The 21,894-nt window shown below is 65.8% G+C and carries 13 protein-coding genes and 4 pseudogenes; 15 read left to right on the forward strand and 2 right to left on the reverse strand.

Annotated features, from left to right (window positions below; translation table 11 throughout):
* Positions 1 to 548: 548 nt before the first annotated feature.
* Positions 549 to 784, forward strand: a pseudogene (locus P3102_RS07385) (ArsR family transcriptional regulator); the annotation flags it as partial.
* Positions 785 to 1,200: 416 nt separating this feature from the next.
* Here the strand turns inward: P3102_RS07385 and P3102_RS07390 are convergent.
* Complete coding sequence (locus P3102_RS07390) at positions 1,201 to 3,216, reverse strand: RICIN domain-containing protein (RefSeq protein WP_276367622.1); 2,016 nt, start codon at positions 3,214 to 3,216, stop codon at positions 1,201 to 1,203.
* Between the two features lie 248 nt (positions 3,217 to 3,464).
* Here P3102_RS07390 and P3102_RS07395 point away from each other — a divergent pair, with 248 nt between their 5' ends.
* The 8 genes and pseudogenes from P3102_RS07395 (at position 3,465) to P3102_RS07430 (ending at position 17,675) form a co-directional block, all read left to right on the forward strand.
* Positions 3,465 to 4,529 carry a hypothetical protein gene (locus tag P3102_RS07395; protein ID WP_276367623.1) on the forward strand — a complete coding sequence of 355 codons (1,065 nt, stop codon included), beginning with the start codon at positions 3,465 to 3,467 and terminating at the stop codon, positions 4,527 to 4,529.
* Positions 4,423 to 8,829, forward strand: a complete 4,407-nt coding sequence (locus P3102_RS07400) for a hypothetical protein (RefSeq protein ID WP_276367624.1) — start codon at positions 4,423 to 4,425, stop codon at positions 8,827 to 8,829. The genes P3102_RS07395 and P3102_RS07400 overlap by 107 nt, the downstream gene beginning before the upstream one ends.
* Before the next feature lie 67 nt (positions 8,830 to 8,896).
* A complete protein-coding gene (locus tag P3102_RS07405) occupies positions 8,897 to 9,412 on the forward strand; it encodes a hypothetical protein (protein WP_276367626.1) in 516 nt (171 codons plus the stop codon).
* Positions 9,413 to 9,831: 419 nt separating this feature from the next.
* Positions 9,832 to 10,206: pseudogene (locus P3102_RS07410) on the forward strand (ATP-binding cassette domain-containing protein); the annotation flags it as partial.
* Positions 10,207 to 10,657: 451 nt separating this feature from the next.
* Positions 10,658 to 11,535 (forward strand): annotated as a pseudogene (locus P3102_RS07415) (IS5 family transposase).
* 1,002 nt (positions 11,536 to 12,537) lie between these two features.
* On the forward strand, positions 12,538 to 13,185 hold the full coding sequence (locus tag P3102_RS07420) for a hypothetical protein (RefSeq protein WP_276367627.1): 648 nt from the start codon (positions 12,538 to 12,540) through the stop codon (positions 13,183 to 13,185).
* A gap of 12 nt (positions 13,186 to 13,197) precedes the next feature.
* A complete protein-coding gene (locus P3102_RS07425) occupies positions 13,198 to 14,682 on the forward strand; it encodes a hypothetical protein (RefSeq protein ID WP_276367629.1) in 1,485 nt (494 codons plus the stop codon).
* On the forward strand, positions 14,679 to 17,675 hold the full coding sequence (locus P3102_RS07430) for an amidohydrolase family protein (RefSeq protein ID WP_276367631.1): 2,997 nt from the start codon (positions 14,679 to 14,681) through the stop codon (positions 17,673 to 17,675). The genes P3102_RS07425 and P3102_RS07430 overlap by 4 nt, the downstream gene beginning before the upstream one ends.
* 57 nt (positions 17,676 to 17,732) lie before the next feature.
* Here P3102_RS07430 and P3102_RS07435 read toward each other — a convergent pair whose 3' ends face one another.
* The gene (locus P3102_RS07435; protein WP_276367633.1) at positions 17,733 to 18,872 is read right to left on the reverse strand and encodes a histidine decarboxylase; all 1,140 of its coding nucleotides are present in this window, start codon (positions 18,870 to 18,872) and stop codon (positions 17,733 to 17,735) included.
* Positions 18,873 to 19,526: 654 nt separating this feature from the next.
* Here P3102_RS07435 and P3102_RS07440 point away from each other — a divergent pair.
* The 6 genes and pseudogenes from P3102_RS07440 to P3102_RS07460 all read left to right on the forward strand — a co-directional run.
* A pseudogene (locus P3102_RS07440) lies at positions 19,527 to 19,667 on the forward strand (MerR family transcriptional regulator); the annotation flags it as partial.
* A gap of 172 nt (positions 19,668 to 19,839) precedes the next feature.
* The gene (locus P3102_RS07445) at positions 19,840 to 20,004 is read left to right on the forward strand and encodes a hypothetical protein (protein WP_276367634.1); all 165 of its coding nucleotides are present in this window, start codon (positions 19,840 to 19,842) and stop codon (positions 20,002 to 20,004) included.
* 24 nt (positions 20,005 to 20,028) lie between these two features.
* Complete coding sequence (locus P3102_RS37795) at positions 20,029 to 20,181, forward strand: helix-turn-helix domain-containing protein (RefSeq protein WP_346660166.1); 153 nt, start codon at positions 20,029 to 20,031, stop codon at positions 20,179 to 20,181.
* Positions 20,182 to 20,208: 27 nt separating this feature from the next.
* Positions 20,209 to 20,451, forward strand: coding sequence for a transposase (locus P3102_RS07450; protein ID WP_276367636.1), 243 nt, complete (start codon positions 20,209 to 20,211; stop codon positions 20,449 to 20,451).
* Positions 20,452 to 20,632: 181 nt separating this feature from the next.
* Positions 20,633 to 20,947 (forward strand): IS3 family transposase, encoded by a 315-nt coding sequence (locus tag P3102_RS07455; protein WP_276367638.1) that lies wholly within the window; start codon positions 20,633 to 20,635, stop codon positions 20,945 to 20,947.
* Positions 20,947 to 21,378 carry an IS3 family transposase gene (locus tag P3102_RS07460; protein WP_276367639.1) on the forward strand — a complete coding sequence of 144 codons (432 nt, stop codon included), beginning with the start codon at positions 20,947 to 20,949 and terminating at the stop codon, positions 21,376 to 21,378. The genes P3102_RS07455 and P3102_RS07460 overlap by 1 nt, the downstream gene beginning before the upstream one ends.
* The last annotated feature ends 516 nt before the right edge of the window (positions 21,379 to 21,894 follow it).

Genomic DNA, 21,894 nt, shown 5'->3' on the forward strand with positions numbered 1-21,894 from the left:
TGTGTGGAAATGGAGACCCAACGTCCCTGTTCCCGCACACCCCACCTTTGCCTTGCCCCTCAATAGAACTCTGCAGCTCACTCACGACTCCGGCGCGCTTCGTTTTCTCGCTGACCACTTCATCTCCGTTTCATTCATGAAGCGGAGATGAAGTGGTCAGCGAGTAGTTGTCGTCGATACTGCCGAGACAGCTCGGTTCCGGTCGCCGGCGCCTCGGGCGGGCTCTCCCAATCTCGTGAAGGCCACCTTCATCGCGTGAGACGTAATGAAGGTGGCCTTCACTTGCTTTGCTCAGTCAGGAGGGGTTGGGCGGCGGCATGCCGGGCACGCTCTGGTTCTCCGGGACCACGCCGTCGACCAGGTAGGCGTCCTGCTCGGGACAGTGTGAGCTGACGGCGATGAAAGCCGAAGTGCTGTGCTGGGAAGCGGTAGACGTCGGTGAGGGTCATGTAGTGGTGAAGAAGGGGTCCGACCGCTCTGGGTAGTACATCCCGCGAGCGAGGTCGGTGTCGGTTTCTGCGTCGATCACCACGACGGGCAGCTCGTTCATCCCCGTCGGATTCCCGCCCGAACGCGAAGCGGCTACCTACGCCGCATGGTTCACCTGCCTGGCCGAGCCAATGCGAGTCAAGCTGCTGCACGCCGTCGCGACCGCGCCGCGCTCACGGAGGTCCTTGGGACCAGCCAGTCCACGTGCTCCCATCACGTGCAGAAACTCGCCGAGGTCGGTTCTCTGCGCTTGCGCGAAGAGGGCACGGCGACGGTCGTGACGATCGGTCAGGCCCCAGGTGGCTGTCCCTTGAGGGTCGAGGTATGGCTGATGGGTTTTAGTGGTCTGTGAACACCGCCGGGGACCTGGTCCCTGGCCCAGCCAAGTCCATTGTTTCCGGCATTCGACGACAGCAAGCAAACATGCTCGGTAACAGCGGCGGCACCGATGCGCCACGCTGTGCGCTGCAGTGGAAACCTCCGAACTGACTGCGTTCATCGCAGTGCTCGCGACTGGCGTAGCGCTGATCGCGCATGGCATCTCCCCTAGATCATTCGCCGCCATCGCGAGTGCGCTGTCCCGGCTCTATCTGCCGTGGAAGTACTGAGCCCTTCGGCCAAGGCCGCTCCGAAAGCAGTGATCAGCCGAATAGTGAAGGCCGCCATCAGGAACGCTCTCACTGATGGCGGCCTTCGAAGAGATACCGTCGGTTACGCGGTGGTCATTTGGAGAATGGTCCAGCGCTGGTTGGCACTGCCGGTGCCGTCGTACTGGGAAATGCCCGCACCGTTTCCGGTCTGCCACCCGGTGACGTCGGCGAACTTGCCGGTCAGGGCGCTGGCGAGGCCGAGGGTGTTGTTGTCGCCTTGGACGAACACCCACTGCTGGGCGCCGCCGTAGTGGCAGCCGAACTGGATCAGCGGTGTGCCGTTGGCGACCTCGCCGTAGCGCACGTCGAGGCACTTCCCGGAGTTCTTGTTCTTCAAGCCGTACTTCTTGTCGCCCAAGGGGACCAGTTCCCAGACCTGTTTGACTCCGCCGGCGCAGTCCCAGAGTTCGGTGCCGGCGAGGTCGGCATTGGCGCCCTGGTTCGGCGTGCCCCAGACACCCGCGACCTGGACGCACCGGCCGGAGTGGACACCCTTGATCTGAATGGTGCCAAGTCGCATCTCGACGGTCCACGAGACGTGGGTCGGATCGATGAGGCGCCACCGCTGATCGATCGAGTTGGTGTTGGTGTACTGCACGATCAGGGTCGCGTTGCCGGTGCCCGAGTCGGCAGCGGTGGCGAACCGGCCGGAGCCGACGTTCTTCAGCTGGAACGTGCCGTCGGCGTTCTCCAGGAATTCCCAGCGCTGGTTCGGGTGGTCGTTGCACGGGTTCTGAATCACGTTGTCACCGGTGATGTCCAAGCACATCTTGGACGCGAGGTTCTGCAGACGGTACTGGCTGCCGCCGGTGGCCTGCAGCTCCCAGACCTGTTTCGGGCTGCGGGCACAGTCCCAGAGTTCGCCGCTGGCGCCGGGTGCGAGCGCGCCTTGGCCTGGCGTGTCCCACAGGCCGGCGACCGAAAGGCAGCGGCCGGACTGGATGCCCTGCAGTTCGATGACTCGCTTGTCGGCGGGCTTGATCAGGTCGAGCTTGGCGGCGGCATGCTGGCCGGTGAGGAGGAACGTGTTGCGCTGTGCGGTGGTACCGGCGAGCGCGGCGCGGGCGGCGGCGACCAGGTTCGGCTGGTAGCCATCGCGTTCGGCCTTGTCGAGAATTACCCGGACCTGGCGTTCGGCCTCGATGGCGTCGAGGCGTTCCTGCTCGTCGATGTCCGCTTGGTGTGCCTGGTGCACGCCGGTGAAGATGAATGCCTTCCATGCGGCGGCGTCGCGGCTGTCGTAGGCGACCTGTGCGGCTGCCTTGACCTTGGGACCGGTGGCGCGCTTGATCACCTCGTAGATGAACTCGTGATCGGGCAGGTTCTTGAGTTCTTCGGTGGCCGTCGACTTCGTCGCGGCCGCCCAGGCGCGTTCCTTCGCCGCACGGTTCGCCTCGCGCTCGAGACGCTCACGTTCGAGTCGCTCGGCTTCTTCGATCTTGCGCTTCTTGTCGGCGGCGGACGCGGTGTAGATGCCCGTGACGACGAACTCTTGGCGCTGGTCGTCCGTGGAACCGGTCTTCAGGACGGCCGCTGCGCCCTTCTTGACGTCGCTGCCTTCTTCGGCCATCTCCCACAGCTTGAAGACGAAGTTCTCCAGTGACCCGTCGAGCTGCGCCTGGGGCACGGTGACCCAGCCGATCTCGGCCGCGGCGGCAAGTCGCTGACGGTCGCGCTCGGCCTTTTTCTCCAGCTCGATCTGGTCGAGCCGGGCGGCGTCGAAGATGCCGGTCTTGATGAAGTTGTAACAGGCCAGTTCGTCGGTCGAGTCGGCGAACGCCTTGAGCGCGGCAGCCTTGATCTGGCTGCCCTCGCGGGCCTTCTGCCACAAGGTGATCACGAAGTTCTTGTCGCTCATCACCGCCATTTCGGGCGTGAGGAGGAGGTTGAGCTCACGCGCGGCCGCGGCCTTTTCATCGGTGGTCGACTCCTGCACGGCCTGTGCGGAGGCCGTTGAGGACGGAGTGGACTCGGCCGCTTGTGCCGGGGCCGCGGCGACGCCACCAGCCAACGTTGCCGCGATGGATAGCGCGGCGATTCCACGCACGCCGCGACCGACCAGACTGAATCTGGACAAAGAATTCTCCCCCTCTGGGACTAACGAAATTCGCCCTATTGGACTACGTCGTAAGTAGTGCCTCGACGTCATTAGTCAATGCTTCCCGAACTTTGACACGGCTCACGCGGGAGCAGCAACTGTGAGTGGTCTAGATCACTGATCATCTGCGTTCGATGCGTGCTAAGAATTAGGCGGGCGTTCTTGCTCGTCAGGCTGTTTGTTCGGGGGATTAGTTTAGGGGGAACAAATTGGGCCGTCATGTACTCATGCGCACGGCGCTGGCTGCTGTGATCGCTGCCGGAGGGATCGTTTCGGTTGGCTCGTCCGCGGCGGCGGCAGGAGATGTCATCGTCGCGACTGATCCTGCTGACCAGGTGGAACAGGCAGAGCGCAGCCGGGTCCGGCGGATAGCGACGCGGGACTACCGGCCGGAAGTAACGGCAGAGGCCTGGCACGCGATACTCAGTTCCAGAGGAGCCGAGGCGATCAGGGAATTCCTGGATTTCGGGTATCAGAAGGCGAAGAATCGAGCGGCGGAGACAGTCGCCCGTAATACCCGTTACATTGGGGATGTCAACAGGTTTTCGATTCCCGGAAGTGCGGTGCGCGCTACGTCTACCCGCATTCTGCAGGGCTCGGACGCCGAAAAGGCCGACTACGTCCAGAGCGGTCTCGCGAAAGCGCAAGAACTCGACCGAATCAACGACAACAGGTACGAAGAGAAGTTCGCCGCGCAGGTCCAAGCCGACCGTGACTACGTGACCGATCTCGCCACACGCGATCCCGGTCCACAGGTACGCGCTGCCGCTGGGCGCGCGTTGTCGGTCGGTGATGACGTCGCGATCGGGTTGTTCTTCAAGTACTACTGGGCGAGCGCCGCGAAGCTGGACGACGAGGCGTTCCGCCGTAACGCGGCCGATCTGGACGCCGTGTGGCACAGCAAGATCCGGCTGCTGACCGAGGCCGCGCTGGCCGCTGAGAAGGCGGAACGTGAATCGAGCGGCGAGCTCGCGCGCAAGGCACGCGCCGACGCGATCGCCGCGTGGCGTTCGATCGACGGCCAAGCTGGTCAGTCGTCCGTGGACTGGGCGGCCGAACGGGACAAGGCGGCTTCCCAGGCCGCGGCGTGGGCCGAGGTCGCCGCGCACGCCCGTGCCGCGACGACCGGGCAGGACTGGGCGAGTGTCATCGCCCGCGCCGAGCAGGGCAACACATCGTGGGCCGATGAGGCCGAGTGGGCCGTCCAGCAGGCCGGCGTCTGGCAGGCGATCGCCGCGCAAGCACGAGCGAACGCCGCCGCGGCCACCGATCGGGACAGAGGGGATCAGTAACCGCATGAACAAGACATCTACTGGCGCCGCGATGTGGCGCAGATCCGTGACGGCCGTGGTCCTCACGATGATCATGGCGTTGCTGGGCGGTCTTGCCCCCGCCGAAGCTGCTGCAAGGCCCGCGACGGCGCCGGCCGGCGCGGCCATGGCCACCGTGGCGGAGGATCCCCCTCCCCTCGACGACGAGGACCAGTTCAACCGCGAACTGGTCGAGGACATCGCCAAACACGCGCCCGACATCGAAGTCCGGGAAGCCGCCCAGGCGGCACTGGACACGAACGACCCAGCGAGGATCCTCTGGTTTCTGGACTACGGCGAGGCAGAGGCCAAGGCCAAGGCCGCGGAACGCAAACGTGCCACCGCCGCGAAGAACCGGGAACTGGTCCAAAGCTGGGCGAAGACCGGCGGCCCGCACGTCCGGGCTGGGGCGCAGGCGGCGCTCGATTCCGGCGACGACACGACGATCGCCGACTTCGTGGCCTATGGCAAGGAAATCGCCGAGAAGCAGGACCAGAAGGACGCTGAGGACTCGAAGGCCGAGCAGGATCGCATCATCGGCCGCGTCCAGGAAATGGTCGCGCACGGCGGTCCGCAGGTGCAGGTCGAGGGCGAAGCGATCCTGCTCACCGGCGACTACGCCCGCATCCGCGAGTTCTACCTGACCGGTTACGCCGAGGCGAACCAGCGCGACCACGATTTCCAGCAGGTCATCGAGAAGGCGCTGGAGGATCGCAACAAGGCGATCACCGAGCTCAACGCCTTGGCACGACGTGCGGAAGCCGCGGCGGACGCACGGGCCGAGATCATGCGCGCGAACATCAACGCCGTCAAGGTCATGGAAGACGGCCTGTTCGCGATGCAGATGGCCGTGAAGGCGGCGCACAAGGCCGACAAGATCTTCCAGGAAGACAAGCCCGGCCGCGCCAACGGCGCCAAGGGGCGAAACCAGGACATCGACGCGTTGCGTGCCGAGGCGACGGAGTACGCCGCGCGCGGCGGCCGCATCGCCGGGGAAGCCCGGGGTATCAACACCCAGGTCCACAACGCCGCGGCCCGCCTCGTCGAGACAGGTCTGACCAACGGCCTGGACTGGGCCAAGGTCACCATCGGCATCACGCATGCCGTCGAGGCGGCCGCGCTGGCGGCGGAGACCGCACAGCACGCGATCGAGGCGACGCTGGCCGACAGCCGCGCGCTCGACGCGGACCGCAACGCGCAGGAGCACGCGAACAACGCTCACAAGTACCGCGCGGAAGCCGAACGCCAGGCGCAGCGGGCACTCGACCTGGCCGCGGCGGCGAGGGTCCAGCGTGACATCGCCCTCGTGGCCCGCGATCGCGCCGAACAGCAGAAGAACCTCGCCGCCCAAAAGGCGGTGCAGGCCAAGCAACACGCCGCGAACGCCCGCACCGCCCGGTCGAACGCGCAGGGCGCGGCCAAGAACGCGATCGCCAAGTCCAAGGACGCCACCACCGCCTACAACAACGCTGTCCAGCACAAGGCCGACATGGACGAGACGGTCCAGAAAGCCGCGAGGCTCGGGAAGGAACTCGAGGTCGCCGAGGGTCTCTTCGGGCAGCACGTCCGGGTCTATCACGAGTACGAAAAGCTCCTGGTCGTAGCGCATAAGAAGGCTGAGGATCTCGGCGGCGAGGCATGGGACGAGTACCGGCGCATCGAGGGCGACACCAATCAAGCCAAGGCCGCGGCCGCCCAGTCGGAAGCGTGGGCGAGCCGTGCCAGGGCCGCGGCGGCCACTGCGCGTGCCGAGGCACAGCGGGCGACGAACGCGGCGAACGCGGCGCACCAGGCGGCACTACGCGCAAACCAGGAAGCGGTGACGGCACGCCGCGCCGCCGACGAGACGAATCGTCTCGCGGTGGAGGTTGCCAACGCGGCTGTCGCTTCCAACGCCGCGGCCGAAATGGTGCAGAGCGAGGCCGAGTCGGCGGTACGTGAGGCCAACCAGTCTGTGTACCAGTCCATGATCGCGGACCGGGCGGCGGCCGCAGCGGCTGCTTCGGCCGAATTGGTCATCGACCCCGTGCGGGCGGCGGAGAGCATCCTCAAACCGTTCGCTGCGATCAACGCCGACGCACGACGGGCGCTGGCAGGTGCTGCTGAAGCGCTGCTCATCAGCGAGGAGCAGTCTCGCCTCGCGCGGGAGAAGGCGACCGAGGCGGCCGCAGCGGCGGTCCGCGCGCAGAAGGCGGCAGATGAGGCCGTCGCCGACGTCAAGCCGGCTTACGAGGCTGCCGCTCGCGCCGTCAACGCTGCGAACGTCGCCGCTCAGGACGCACTCACCGCCAACGACGCGGCGAACACGGCGGCGCAGCACGCGAACGCCGCGTCAGGTTCGGCGGCCACGGCCGCGCAGTGGGCGAACTCGGCCCGTTCGGACGCGACGCTGGCGACCCGGTCCGCCAACGCGGCGAGCGCTGCGGCCGCTGCGGCGGGCCAGGCGGCGGGAGCGGCGGAGAGGCTCCGCAGCGCGGCGCTGGAAGTCGCCAAGGGTTTCGACGCCTTCGAGAATTCGATCGTCGAGCGTCTGAACCAGGTCACTGACCTGAGGAAGCGTTACGACGAGGCCGTGCGCCTCGCCGCGGCGGAAGCCGACCGCAAGCGTCAGGAGCTGAACGAGCTGACGTTGCACAATCTGGCAGGCGCACTCGTCTGCAGGGTGTCCACGTCGCTCCCGCCTTGCCAGGAACTGCTGGCCAAGGTCAAGGGACAGCTCGGCCCGGCACTCGACGCCTTGGGCAACTACGTCGAGGACTGGTTCTGGTGCACCTCCGGTATCGACGAGAGCGCTTGCCAGCGGTATCACGAAAAGTCGAAGAAGGCTCTCGAGTTCACTTGGGAGGCGATCAAGGGTTTCGCCGAGGCCGCGGTCAGCCCGTTCGTCACCGTGTGGGAGGTCGGCGGTTGCGTCGTCTCGGGCGTCGACTCGGGTGACTGGTCCAAGTGCAAGGCGATTCTCGACGGCGCGATCTACACCATCGAGAACCCGTACATGTGGATCAATCTGCCCGAATGGCAGACCAACCCGGGCAAGGCGTTCGGCGGGCTTCTGTTCGACGCCGCCGCCGCCGCGGCCACCATCTACGCGGGCGGTTCCGGCGGCGCGGCTTGGAAGACCGTCCGAACTTTGTCGAAGAAGATCGACGGAGGCTCCGGCCCGCTGTCGCAGATGGTAGCAGGCCTGGAGCGCTATGCGGTCAAGCTGCACGAGTCCGTCCGCGACAAGTTGCCGAACGCGGTCGGTGAACTACTCAACCTGAAGGCGCGTTTCGACAACGGCGACGCCAAGTTCGACGGCGCCATCGCGGTCGTCGACGATCGGCTGTACCGGATGGAGCCTTTCGCGATCCGGCCGGAAGGCACGCCGAACCTCGTCGACGGGGCGACCATCCGCCTCGAAGGCGGCACGCTGCGGATCGAGAACGGCCTGGCGAAACTCGACGGCGCCAAACTGAAAGTCGAGCCGCCGAAGCAGTGCGTCGTCGGTGTCGCGGTCCGTGCGGCCGCTGGTTGTGGTGGTGGCTACCCCCAGCCGGTCGAGGGTCCGGACGGCTACAAGCACGACCTCGGCAAGCTGAAGATCAGACTCAGCCCGGAGGAGAACAAGTGGGCCAACGACCTGCTCGACAAGGCCAAGGCGGCCGCGCCGGACGTCACCAGGTCCGTCGAGCAGGTCGCGGCTAGAACGGGCGGACAGCGCTACGGCAAGCAAGGAAGCGAGCTGAAGTCCCCAGAATCGCTTAAGCGCAAACTGTTCGAGGAGCTACAACCAGAGAAAGACGGGATCGGCAACAAGCCGATCTCCGCGATCGAGCACGAGATGAACGACTCCGTCCGGTACACGATCTCGTTCGCGAATCACGACTACGCGTCGCGCGTACTGGCCGCTCTCGACGAGTTCGGGAGGAGCTACCAGCTCGTCAAGCTGAAGAACTTCTGGAAAAGGAATATGGCAGAGGGCGGCAAGACCGACGGCTATCCTGGCATCAACGTCACGTTCAAGACGCCTGGCGGGTTGCTGTTCGAGGTTCAATTCCACACGCCGGACGGCCTCCGCGCCAAGGATTTGGAAACACCGAACTACGAGGACCGCCGAGCGAACCGAGCCGCGCAGAAAGTGATCGAGAACAATACGAATTTGTCCCGGGAGGAGAAGGAGGTGAGATTGAGGGTCCTGCAAGAGGAGCAGGAGGAACTCGAGCAGCAGAAAAGGCGGATTTGGGGCGAGGTGCCAAGGCCGGTCGGCGCGATCTTGATCGACGAAGTGCCCAGGGGCTGACAACGGCCACAATAGATGTGCCCCTGGCGCCTGCCAGGGGCACATCGAATCGAGAGACGAGGTTCAGGTGAGTCCTGAGTACCAGTACTACGCCATTTCCATCAGGGGCAACGACCTGGGACTTGGGCCGACGCAGATTTGCCGTCGGTGGGTGGACGAGGACGGGCGGCACGATGAGGTGTACACCAAAGCGGCATCGTGGTCCGCCACATCGGAGTTGATCGAGGCGGAGTCCGGTCAGTTCGAGACCGAGGCACGCGCGATCTCAGCGAGGTTGGCATTGAGTCTCGTAGAGATCCAGAGCGGTCGTGGCGTCAGTTACGAACCATCCGACGGGAGGTACAGCTACTTTGCCTGGCTGGCTGACGACAAGTCTTCATTGGACGACGCGCGGCAGGTCATCCGGACGTGGAAGAGTCCTCAGGGGTACAGCATGGAGGAGTCGTACACGTTCGATTCCGGGTGGGAGAGGAGTTATCTATACCAGGACGTACGTGACGCGCGCAAGAGCGGCTGGCTGATGTCGATCACCGAGGAAGACGTCGAGCGGTTCAAGGAGATCGTGGCTGAGAGGCGGAGCTAGGGCTGATGATCATGGCTTCCGCCCTCGGCCTCGTCTCTAGTGGTGCAGCCGTTCCTGATGTTGAGCGAAGTAAAGGGCAAGAAGCCAGGCAGTGTGTTGCCGGGCTTTCGGCAGAGCGACGATCAATAGTGGCCACCGCACTCACCTCAAACGGCACGACGTGCCGATGCGGCGGCGCGGGCTGTCGCCGGAGCAGGTCGACGACGCCATCCACCTCTACAACCTCGGCTGGTCCTTGCGCGAGTGGGCGAACACCTGGGCGTCAACCACACCACCGTGCTGACCAATTTCGGGAACGCGGCATCCCGCTCGAGACAGCCACGGACGACCACGATCTTGACCGCGCGAGAAGGTTGACGTTCTGGGCCGGAATAGCTGCGGCGTGAGGCCCCGGCGATGCCACCTACGCCGTCGCGCCACTGCAGGACATCACTCTGTCCCTGAAGGTGACCGCGTGGGCCTGGTCGGACACGACGGCGCCGGCACGTCGACCTTGCTGCGGTTGCTGTCCGGCATCCACGAGCCGACCCGCGGAAGCTACCCGGGTCGCCGGCCGGATCGCGCCCGTGTTCGACCTCGGCGTCGGGCTGGACCCCGAGGTCTCGGGCCGCGAGAACATCCTGATCCGGAGCCTGTTCCTGGGAAAGAATCGCAGACAGATGGAGAAGTGGATCGACGACTACCTGCACCTGCCCTTGCGTACCTACTTCGCTGGCATGCGGGTACGCCTTGCGCTCGGCGTCGTGACCACCATCGACCCCGAGATCCTCATTCTCGACGAGGGCCTGGGCGCTGGGCCTGCACGGCGACGCACGAGGCGGCCCGCCCGGCATCCGGCTGTGCCTTCACCACGACGTCCTCGCCCATCGGCCAGCCGCATCGCGAACACCGCCGATATCGACCGCTCTGCGGACACCACGCTGACTGGCTCGTCTCCCAGATGAGCTACGCACCAGCCCGGCAGCCAGTCCGGCAGGTCGTCCAGCGCCATGACGAGGACTGTGCCATGCGCCGAACACAGCGGAAGCGATCATCGTCAGCTCTTCTGAGGTTGGCCGGACTCGATCGGTCACGGTTATTTCCCGGCCTTTGTCTTCATGGCCGTCCGGCGGGGACCGTGGCGCCGACGTCGAACCACGAGCCGGATCCAGGCTGGGACAATCCCACACGCCAGGGCGAAGAATGCGGCACCGACTAGGGCGTGTCCTGCGGATCTTTCTCATGATCGTGTGCAGATGATGGTGTGTGGTCGGACGCGGTGAGCTGACAGACAAGGCCTGGGCAACGATTGCGCCGCTGTTGCCTGTGGAGACAGGTCGCAGGGGTGGGCGGTGGCGTAGCCACCGGCAGGTGATCAACGCGATTCTGTGGCATGAGCGGACGGGTGCGCCGTGGCGTGACCTGCCTGAACGGTATGGGCCGTGGAAGACCGCGCATGAGCGATTACGGAAGTGGGCCGCGGACGGAACCTGGGACCGGATCCTGGAACACGTGATCGTCAAAGACGACTCACTCGGGACGCTCGAGGACAACATCGAGTTTGTGATCAGTGTCGATTCCACGAGCGTCCGGGCCCACCAGCACGCGGTCGGCGCCCGGAAAAAAGGGGCTGCGCGGACTGGATCGAAGAGCTCGCCATCGACGGCGAGTGCCTCGGACGATCACGAGGGGGACTGACCAGCAAGATCCACTTGGCTGTCGATGCCGCCGGTCTGCCGTTGGCGGTGATCCTGACACCAGGGCAGGCCGCGGACAACCCGCAACTGCTTCCGCTGCTGGATGACATCCGTGACATCGACGTGGACGGGCAGAGGGTGCGGGTCGGGCGGGCGCTGGCCGACAAGGCCTACACCCACCCGAGCACCCGACAGGCGCTGCGGGAGCGCAGGATCAAGGCCACCATTCCCGAACGCGCCGACCAGATCGCCCGCCGGAAGGCGAAGGGCAAGGCCGGTGGCAGGCCACCGGCCTTCGACCCCGACCTCTGCAAGCTCCGCAACGTCGTCGAACGATGCTTCAACCGGCTCAAACAATTCCGGGGCCTGGCAACACGATACGCCAAACGAGCCGCCTACCACCGCGCCGAAATCATCCTCGCCAGCATCGTCCTCCACCTCCGATGAAGATCCCCAGGACACGCCCTAGCCGCCGGAGGGAGACCGCGGCGAGAACGGTGTGCACAAGATGACAGAAGATAACGCCTACCGTCCTCGCGTAGCGGTGGTGACCGGTTCGGAATCCGGTATCGGCCGTCGCCGTCGCGCCGGCCGGTGCCGGCACCGATCTCGGAAGCACGCAGCACACCGATGAGCAGGGTGCCGTGACATCGCGATGGTCATCGGTGGCTCCGGCCGCGGTGGCCGAACGCGCGGAACTCGGTGAGCTTGTCTTCTGTCAAGCTGTACGCCGACAAGGCCTACGGCCATGCCGCCTCCGACGCCTCACCCTGCATTGCGAACGCAAAGTCAGCCACTTCCGCGGAGTCGCTCGCACCTGCCGCAAGATACTCCGCAGACTCACCACGCGGGACACTTTAAAGGTGCTGAAAATTTTCAAACCGCGGGCGGCGGTGGGTTCAACATGTTCAACAGGGAAAACTTCGTGAAGGGTTGACGTACGTCTGTGGTGTCTATTCACTGGAAGGTGAACGGCCCGCAAGAAGGCCGCATCGTAATGCGGAGGAAGAATCTCCTGGGTAGCGGGTCCGACTGCATCGACGATTTGAGCGAAGGTTTCGGGAAGTTGAAACGGGTTCATGCAAGAGCAGGAAGAAAGGTGGTTGGACGCAAGTGAAATAAGCAAAACAATGAGAAACTCGAACCGCTGGCGAGTGCATGGCCCTACTGGCGAAATACTTTTCGGACGGCGCACGTAAAATAGGGCGAGCCAAAATGAAGGCTTGCGCGCGGGGATTGACCGAGGTGACAATCTTTGTCGTCGTGTCGACGTCGGAATCCCCGTTTCTTTTGCGTGCCGATGGTCAATGAAATCATGCAGGCAGAAGCGGCAAATTCAACAAAACATATTAGATCCCTCTAACTGCCTGTTCGTGTCGACGTCGACTCGGTAGAGGAATTTGCTTGATTGGACGTGTTCTGACGCTCGATGTGCAGAAAGGTACCGCAGTGGATGCCAGTGCGATCGTGAACAAGCTCGACATCTCGGTCAAGAATCATGTGGAGAACAATGAGTTCATTGTTGCCGCGCGGAACGGGAGGCTTGACAAGAAGCAGATACACAGGCTGCTGCAGGTCGAGTTCCAGACGCAGGAGGCGGAATTCGCGGCCTATCCGCTGTTGGCGATCCGGTTCCGGCACGAGGTGCCCGCGAGCCTGTTCGTCCACGTCGCCGACACGATCCTCAAGGCCAGGCGCTTCCTGGTGAAAGATGTGGCAGCCGCTGTGGGCCTCGACGTGGAGGACCTGCGACGGGAGCCGCTGCCGCCCGCGATCCAGGAAGCCGCGACCATGCTTTCCTGGATGGGTTTGCACGCGGGCGCCGGTGAGGCGGCGTTGGTCGCCCGGACCGACTTCCTGTTGTGGACCGCGGCGTGCGGAACGCTGTTGGACGTCTTGTCCGACAGCGACGTTCCCGACCTGCTGATCTCCTACCTGCAGCAGTACGCCGAACCGCCCGCGGAGGTCATCGACGGCGCGGTGGAGGTCATCGATTTCGCGTTGGCCGCGGGCGAGGAAGCGGACAAGGTGATCCGCAGCGCACCGGGAGTGGAACCGATGCTCGGCAACCTGTGGCATTTCGCCGCAGCCGGCTGAGCGGCACACCCGATGGGAGCGCGGATCGGCGCCGAGGCGTTCGCGGACGGTGACCGCGAGATTTTCCGCCGTCGTCTGGAGGACTCGCTGTTCGTGTTGGACACCGTGCTGCGACGGCCCGGTTTCGGTGAACCCGCCGATAAGGTCGGCGCCGAGTTGGAGATGTTCCTCATCACCGAGGACGGCACTCCGGCACCGGTGAACCTCGCGGTGATCGCCGCGGCCCGCGACGAGCGGCTCACCCACGAGGTGGGCAGCTTCAACCTGGAGCTCAACCTGACCCCCAGGCGCTTCGCGGGCAGGCCGTTCACCGGCATCCAGACCGAGATCGAGGCGGTTCTGGGACTGCTGGCCGACGTCGGCAGGCAATTCGGGGCACTCGCGCTGCCCATCGGGATGCTGCCGACCCTGCGCCTGGGCGACCTCGGCAGCGACACGATGACCGACGTGCTCCGGTACCGAGTACTCGACCGCGAGTTGCGCCGCCTTCGGGACGGACCGTTCCGCATCGACATCAGCGGACCGGACGAATGCGCCATCGAGGCGGACTCCATCGCGGTCCAGGCCGCCTGCTGCTCGTGGCAGGTCCACATCACCGCGGTCCCGGAGCAGTTGGCGATCACCTACGACGCGGTGCAGTTGGCGACGGCGCCGCTGCTGGCGGTGTCCGGGAACTCGCCACTGCTGCTGGGGCAGCGGCTGTGGCAGGAGACCAGGATCGCGCTCTACGAGCAGGGCATGGGCGACCACGCCGCGGCCACCGCGGCCGGGGCCGTGCCCCGCGTATCCTTCGGATCGGGGTGGACGCACGGGACCGCAGGCATCTTCGAGGACCTGGTGCGCGACCACGAGGTCCTTGTTCCCCAGTGGTCCGACGAGGACCCGCTGACGGCGCTGCAGCGGGGCCACAACCCGCGCCTGGACGAGCTGCGCCTGCACCAGAGCACCGTATGGCGATGGAACCGCCCGGTGTACGACCCGGCGGGCAGCGTCCGGGTGGAAGCGCGCGCGTTGCCCTCCGGTCCCACCCCGGTGGACATGGCGGCCAACACCGCGTTCCTGGTCGGCCTGACCACTCATCTGACCACTGCCGGGAGCGGGTTCACCACCGCGTTGCCCTTCGTCGCCGCGAAGGAGAACTTCTACCGAGCCGCGGCCATCGGTCCCCAGGCGCTCTTGTGGTGGCCGTTTCCCGATGGTGTGCGGCTGCTCCCCGCCGCCGAGCTGGTGTGCGAGCTGATCCCGGTGGCAGCCGACGGGCTGCTCGCACTCGGCGTCGACCACGCCGAGATCGACCGGTACCTGTCGGTGGTGCGATGCCGCGCCACCACCGGGCGGACCGGCGCGCGGTGGCAGCAGCGCGCCTTCGAGGCGCTGCGGCGGCGGTCGTCCACTGAACGGGCGCTGCACGAGTTGGTTCACCGCTACGACGAACTGTGCACCACCAACGAGCCGGTGCACACCTGGCCGGCGCCATTTCGAGGAGCGACCCAGTGAGCACACCTCCCGCGGCCGACCTGCAGGTCGACTTCCCCTTCGACTATGCCGCCCACGTGGCCGACGGGCGGCGCATCGGCCGTTTGCCGACGAGCGTCCTGGGGACCCGGGTCGCGGTGATCGGGACCGGTGGCAGCGGGCTGACCGCAGCCTACGAGCTGCTTCGCGCGGGCTGCATCCCGATCCTCTACGAGGCCGAACGCTCCCCGGACGGCCCAGGGGGCAGACGGTTGGGCGGGCGCATGTACTCCCTGCGACTGGCCCCCGCCGACAGCGCGGTGGTGGAACTGGGGTGCATGCGCGTCCCCGACTCCGCCCGGCTGCTGCGGCACTACGCCGACAGGTTCGGCCTGCACTGGCAATCCTTCCGCGACGAGTATGTCGCGGACACCACCCCGCGCACCGTCCTGGACATCGACGGTCGCACCCACACCGTGCACGAGGTCACCGACCTGTACCCCGAGAGCGAGGTGTTCCGGCAGGCACACACCCAGTGGCTGGCGGCGCTGGAGCGGATCGGCCTCACAGACCTGCGCCGGGCGGTGGCGGACCGGGAGCCCGAGGAGATCCGACGGCTGTGGTCGGCCTTGCTCGGCCGCTACGAGCAGTGGACCTTCCACCGCTTCCTGCTCGATCCCGACGGCGCCGGGCTGACCTGGGACCAGGCCCGTGTGCTGGGCACCTCGGGCGTGGCAACGGCGGCCTGGGACTGCTTCTTCGAACTCGCCTTCACCGAGATCATGCGGCTGCTCCTGTGCACCGAGGGCGCCGAGGTGTTCCACCTGCGCGAAGGCATGAGCGCGGTGGCCGAGGGCTTCTGGAATCACCGGACCGGTCTGCCCGACGGCCGCTTCACCAGCCTGGCCGAGGTCAACGACGGCGCGCCACGGCCCGGGGTGGTCACCCTGGAGGTCGGCGAAAACGCAGCCGAGGGCGTGGTCGTGCACGACGAGGACGGCCGCGCGGACTGGTTCCCCGCCGTCGTCTTCACCCCGCAACTGCACGTGCTGGAGACCTCCGTGCAGGTCCGCCCGCTGCGCCCGGGCGGCCCGGCGCCCTTCGGGCCCAGATTGCTGCGGGCCATCCGCAGGCTCAGCTATTGGCAGTCGGCCAAGACCCTCCTGGTGACCGAGACACCGTTCTGGACCGGAACCAGCCTCGACGGGGTGACCCTGACCGACCGGCTGCCACGTGCGACCTACACGATGGACTTCGGCGAGCCGAGGGAACCGGGCGGCAGGCGATCGGTGCTCGTGCTCAGCTTCACCTGGGCCGAGGACTCCATGAAGGTCGGTTCCTCCACCCTGGAGGAACGGGTGGCGGCGTTCGTGGGCGAACTCTGCGAGATCCACCCGGAGATGGCCGAGGAACTGCGCCACCAGGTCGCCGCGGGCGCCGCCTGCACGATCTCCTGGGAAGGACAGCGCAACTTCAAGGGCATCTGCCGGTTCTCACGGCCCGGGGAATACCCCTACCAGTGGGACCTGTTCTCCCACTTCATGAAAGACGCCACGGGCACGGCGGCGGTGCCGGGGGAACCGGCCAACCCGCTGTTCCTCGCGGGCGACGACGTGGCGTGGTCCACCGGGTGGCTCAACCAGGCCATGACTTCCGGCCTGAACGCGGCCTGGGGAGTGCTGCACTGCCTGGGTGGCAAGACCTTCCCGGACAACCCGGGCCCCGGCGACGTCTGGCGGCACGAGCAGTACCGGCCGCTGTCGCCCACCGAGGTCGTGGACCGGCCGGAACCCGGTCGGCCGTCCACCACGACCCGCCCCCGTGACACCGGTCACGACGAGTTCGTGGTGACCGCCGACCGCCTGTGGGACGGGGAGCGGATGCACCCGGCCGTCGAAGCGCGGGTGCTGGTGCGACAGGGCCGCGTCGAGCAGGTCGGCGCGCGGGTGGCCGTGTCGCCGGCGGTGGGCAGCATCGACCTGCCGGGACACACCCTGCTCCCGGGTCTGATCGATTGCCACGTGCACGTGTTGGACGAGGCGCTGAACACCGCCTCCATCGGAAAGCAGACCCTCAGGGCGCTCCCGGCGATGCGGGCGCTGCTGGACAACGGGTTCACCACGGTGCGCGACCTGGGCAGCGCCGACTACCCCGCCACGATCGACCTGCGCGAAGCGGTCAAGGAAGGGATCGTGATCGGTCCCCGCCTGCTCACCGCGCCTAACATCATCTCCGCCCGCGGCGGGCACGGCGACAAGGAATCGGAACTGACCAAGCGGTTCACCATCGAGGTCGGGACCCTGGCCGACGGCACCGCCGAGGTGCTCACCCAGGTCCGTCAACAAGTCAGGGCGGGCGCCGACTGGATCAAGTTCGCTGCCAGCGGCGGGTTCGGTACGCCGTCGGACCATCCGGCCGCGGTGACCTACACCCAGATGGAGATGACCGCGTTGGTCGCCGCCGCCACCGATCTGGGCCTGCCCTGCGCCGTGCACGCCTTCAACGACGAAGCGGTGTGCCGTGCGGTACGCGCCGGGGTGCGCTCGGTCGAACACGCGAACATGGTCGGGGCCGACACGTTCGCGCTGCTTGCCGACCGCGGTGTCTACCTGGTGCCCACGCTGTACACGATGTTCCACCACCTCGACCGACTCGACGACGAGGACTTCTGGGACGGCAAGTCGGACAGCATGCGCACCAAGTTCGAGGAGTGCGCGGAGGCGATCCGCTCCTCGACAGGCCACCTTGCCGACAGCGACGTGCTGCTGGCCTTCGGCACCGACGCCAGCGTCATCCCTTACGAGGACACGTGGCGGGAATTCACCGCGATGGCGCGCGTCGGCATCGCCACCGACCGGATCCTCAAAGCCGCGACGTCGGTGGCGTCCGACCTGTTGCGGCAGCCCGGACTCGGCCACGTGCGGCCCGGCGCGGTCGCCGACCTGGTCGCGGTCCCCGGTGACCCCATCGAGGACATCGACATGATGGGCAAAGTGGACTTCATCATGCAGGAGGGCATCGTCCGAAAGCCCTGAAAGCCGGTGGACCCCGGGAGAGACGCGGTCCGCGTCTCTCCCGGGGTCCACCGGCTTTCAGGCGGAAGCAGCCAGCTCCTCGCACAACGTGTCGACCAGCCGTTCGGTGACGTGGGGCATAACCACCAACGCCGCGTGCTCCTCGTCGCGGACCAGGTGCCAGCGGTGGCAGAAATCTTTCGAGGGCCGGTCGAACAGCACGATGGTCCCCCCGCGCGCTCGGGTCGGGTTGCGGCCGATCTCGGCGAGCTTGCGCTGGGCGTGGGCGGCGGTTCGGTGGCACTGGCGCACCTGTTCGGCCAGCCCGCTCCTGCCCAGACCTCGGAGTTCGTACCACAGCAGGGCCGGTGCCAGCGAATCTCGGGAACCGGTGATGGTGTCGTCGTCGGAACCGATGGCGACCCCTTCCCTTCGGATGATCGTGACATCGGCCTCCGGCACCAGAACCACACCGCAGGGCACCGGGCAGCCGATCACCTTGTGTCCGCTCATGGCGACGCTGTCGGCCCCCGACGCGAGGTTCCACGGGATCGCCTCGTCGCCGAACTCGGCCAGGATGCCGCCGAACGCGGCGTCGCAGTGCACCCAGCCGCGCTCGACCTGCGCCGCTGCGAGCGCTTTGCGCACCCCGGGCAGGTCGTCTACCGCGCCGCGGCCGGTTGTGCCGATCGTGACCGCGACCACGGCGGCCCGGCCGGGGTGCCGGGCCAGTTCCCGGACCAGCGCCGTGTTGTCCATCGTGCCATCCGACCGGGTTCGCACCGTGACGTAGGGCATCCGCAACAACCTGGCCAGCTTCGGGAACGAGTAGTGCGCCTCCGCCGAGGCGTAGAGCACGGCGTCGGGGTGGCGCTCCCGCGCCACCCACACCGCGAATATGTTGCTCTCGGTTCCCCCGCTGGTGAGATACCCGAACACCCGGGACGGATCACCCCCGGCCAGAGCGGTGAAGAAGTCCAGCACCGCCACCTCGAACGGTTTGGTGTCGATCCGGAACTCGTTCTCCACGCGCGGGTTGCCCGCATTGTTGCCGTGCACGGCCAGGAGATCCGCCAGCGGGCGGTAATCGAAGTCGAGGTTTATGGGTAACCCCACCATGCGGTCGCACTCCGCGCGCATCCACCGCACCGCTTCAGTCAGCGGACCGACGTCCTGGCTGCCGTCCTCGCCGATGCGCAATTCTTGAGAGTCGAACATTTTCATGATTGTCTACCTCCACTGCATTGTGGGAACGCGTGACGTGCGCGGCCATGCCCGATTCGTGCGTGGACTGCGACGCCTCGGACTACTGGCGCGGAATGTCGATGCCAGGCGGTCGGATCGCGGTCCGTTCCGCCCGTGGCATGTGATGCGGGTACTCCGCGGGAACGCAACCGCATTCGATCAGCCGCTCCGGGGTGCCGTCGGCTTGTCATCGGTGCTCCGGAGCGCGCCCCAGGCGCCTCAGCGTCCATCCTGCGAGGTCGCTCCGCCGGACTCCCAATAAAAATGTAGTCGTTCGACGGTCGGGGCGGTAGGCCCATACGGGCTGTTCGCTCCGACTCTCCAGAGGCCGAGTGTCTTCTGCGGGGATTGTTTCGAACCTGGCGATCCGTGTACTTCCTGACTTCTTCCTCCCGCTTACGGAGCGGGTTCGCCGCTGATCACAGGACTCACCCGGAAGGGAGATGGCCTCAGTGGCGAGGCCGTGCTTGAATTGAAGGGGAACTATGGAAAAGAACACAAATTCGATCGGCACTCCGCCGTCAAGCGCGCCGCACAGCGTTGGTTCCCGAAATTTCGACCGTCCGGCCCGCGCGCCCTTTGGGGAGGCTCGGTGGACCGGGCACAAATTCATCATCGAGGTCAACCAGGTCGTGCGCGAAGCGGGTGCGCAGCCTCGACGAAACCGGATTCCTCACACCACAACGCTCCACCGACGGACACCGCCGCTACTCCGGTCACCAACTCCGCCTCGCCGCCCGCGTCCGAGAACTCCTCGACCACGGCACCGGCCGTAATCTGGACAACATGGTGACGAAACCGGGCGCCCTGTCAGCGTAGTTGGCCGGGTTGGGCTGGGACGGTCGGTGCGAGCTAGTGCTGTGTCCATGAACGTTGGCCGGGTTGGCGACACGCCGGTCGATGTTCAGGCGTGGTGATCGTGAGGTGCCAGTCTGGGTGGATGGCGGAACGAGTTCGAGCGCGTCGGTTGACCGACCAGGAAGGTCAGCGGCTGCAGAAGATCGTGCGTAGAGGCACCGGCTCGCCGATCCGGTTGCGGCGGGCGATGGTGATCATGGCTTCGGCCAGCGGAAACACCGTCTCCGCTATCGCCGGCCTGGTCTAGGGCGACGAGGACGCGATCCGGGAAGTGATCCACCGGTTCAACGACATGGGCCTGGCCTGTCTGGACCCTCAGTGGGCGGGTGGCCGTCCCCGCCTGATCAGCCCTGACGACGAAGCCTTCATCATCGCGACGGTCACTGAGCTTCCTCCGGTTGTCCGGACACCTCACCTGAGGTGACCGCCGGTCACCAGGGAGGATGTTCTGGTGCCTGCACCAGACCCGCCTGAGTTTCGTCGGCGTGCCGTCGAGCTGGCCCGTCTGGGCGACAAACCGGTCGCCGCGCTGGCGAAAGATCTCGGGATCAGCGAGTCCTGTCTGCGGAACTGGATGGCTCAGGCCGACGCCGACGAGAACGGCTCGACAACGAAGTTGACGAGCACCGAGAAAAGGGAACTTGCCGAGCTGCGCCGGAAGAACCGGCAGCTGAGCTGGAGAATGAGATCCTGAAACGCGCGGCCGCGTACTTCGCGCGGGAGAACATCCTCCCAAAGTAACGTTCCCGCTGGTCCATGAACTCGCCGCGGACGGTATCGATGTCGCGGTGGCCTGCCGGGTGTTGCACGTCTCTCGTTCCGGCTAGGACGAATGGCGGGACCGGCCGGCCTCGGCGCGCCAGGAAGAGAACGCGTTGCTGCTGAAATACATCGAACAAATTCATGCCGATTCACGAGGCACCTATGGCTCTCCGCGGGTGCACGCGGAACTGACGCTCGGGCTCGGGTTTCCGGTCAACCGCAAACGGGTCGAGCGGCTCATGCGTGAGGCCGGGATCCAGGGTCTCTACCGGCGCCGGCGCACCTGGACCACGATCCGTGACCCACACGTGGATCCCAGCCCAGACCTGGTCAACCGCCAGTTCACCGTGGATGCCCCGGACCGGTTGTGGATCACCGACATCACCGAGCACCCCACCGAGGAAGGAAACTCTACTGCGCGGCGGTGATGGACGCCTATTCCCGGCTCATCATCGGCTGGTCCATCGCGCACCATATGCGCACCGAATTAGTCACGGACGCGCTCGGCATGGCCATCCTGCGCCGCAACCCGGAGAACAACACCACCATATTACATTCCGATCACGGTTCCCAATACACCTCATGGGCGTTCGGGAAACGACTCCGCGCCGCCGGGCTACTCGCTTCAATGGGGACGGTCGGAGATTGTTACGACAACGCCATGATGGAATCCTTCTGGGGCACACTCCAACTCGAAATACTCGACACCAAACAATGGAAAACCCGCGACCAGCTTGCCAACGCCATATTCGAATGGATAGTGTGCTGGTACAACCCCAAACGGCGCCATTCCAGTATCGGGATGCACGCCCCGGTCACGTTTGAGGCTCTCCACACGCCGCCCGACGCGACCGCTTGACCCCACCCCCGCCGTGTCCGGCGAACGGGGGAAGCCCACCAGGCCCCACACCCCTTGGAATCAACCGTCCTAGGCAACATGGCTGAGCTGCGGACTTTTAATCCGAGGGAATCTGCAGCTCATCGACGTGGGGTGGAGCCGCACGCTGCGGGCGCTCCCGAGGAGAACTATCCAGTCGGGTTACACAGCTGGAGCAGAAGATGTGACCCCAGTTGACGTGGGTGGGATGGCCTGCTCCAGGTTTGCTCCAGCTACTGAACAGTAACTGAAGTTCGCCCCACCAATTCTCAAATAGAGGTCAAACGAAAAAACCGCCCTACCTCGGCAAACTTGCCAGGTAGGCGGTGTTTCGTCACTGTGGAGCTAAGGGGACTCGAACTCCTGACCCCCTCACTGCCAGTGAGGATCAAGCAAGGCGCTGACCTGCGGTTATCGAGAACCCGCTGGTCGGCTAACGCGGTTGTGCTTCGTTCAACGCGGTTCATCGTTGTTGGGCGCTGTTGTAACCGACGTCGT

Origin of the sequence: Amycolatopsis sp. QT-25 (genome assembly GCF_029369745.1) — a bacterium.
GTDB lineage: Bacteria > Actinomycetota > Actinomycetes > Mycobacteriales > Pseudonocardiaceae > Amycolatopsis.

What these genes read in the sequence shown, in the direction of transcription:
- P3102_RS07395 (WP_276367623.1), top strand. Translation starts at nt 3,465, where the DNA reads ATGCGCACGGCGCTGGCTGCTGTGATCGCTGCCGGAGGGATCGTTTCG.
- P3102_RS07400 (WP_276367624.1), top strand. Translation starts at nt 4,423, where the DNA reads ATGAGGCCGAGTGGGCCGTCCAGCAGGCCGGCGTCTGGCAGGCGATCG.
- P3102_RS07425 (WP_276367629.1), top strand. Translation starts at nt 13,198, where the DNA reads ATGGGAGCGCGGATCGGCGCCGAGGCGTTCGCGGACGGTGACCGCGAG.
- P3102_RS07435 (WP_276367633.1), bottom strand. Translation starts at nt 18,872, where the DNA reads ATGTTCGACTCTCAAGAATTGCGCATCGGCGAGGACGGCAGCCAGGAC.
- P3102_RS07445 (WP_276367634.1), top strand. Translation starts at nt 19,840, where the DNA reads ATGGCGGAACGAGTTCGAGCGCGTCGGTTGACCGACCAGGAAGGTCAG.
- P3102_RS07460 (WP_276367639.1), top strand. Translation starts at nt 20,947, where the DNA reads ATGGACGCCTATTCCCGGCTCATCATCGGCTGGTCCATCGCGCACCAT.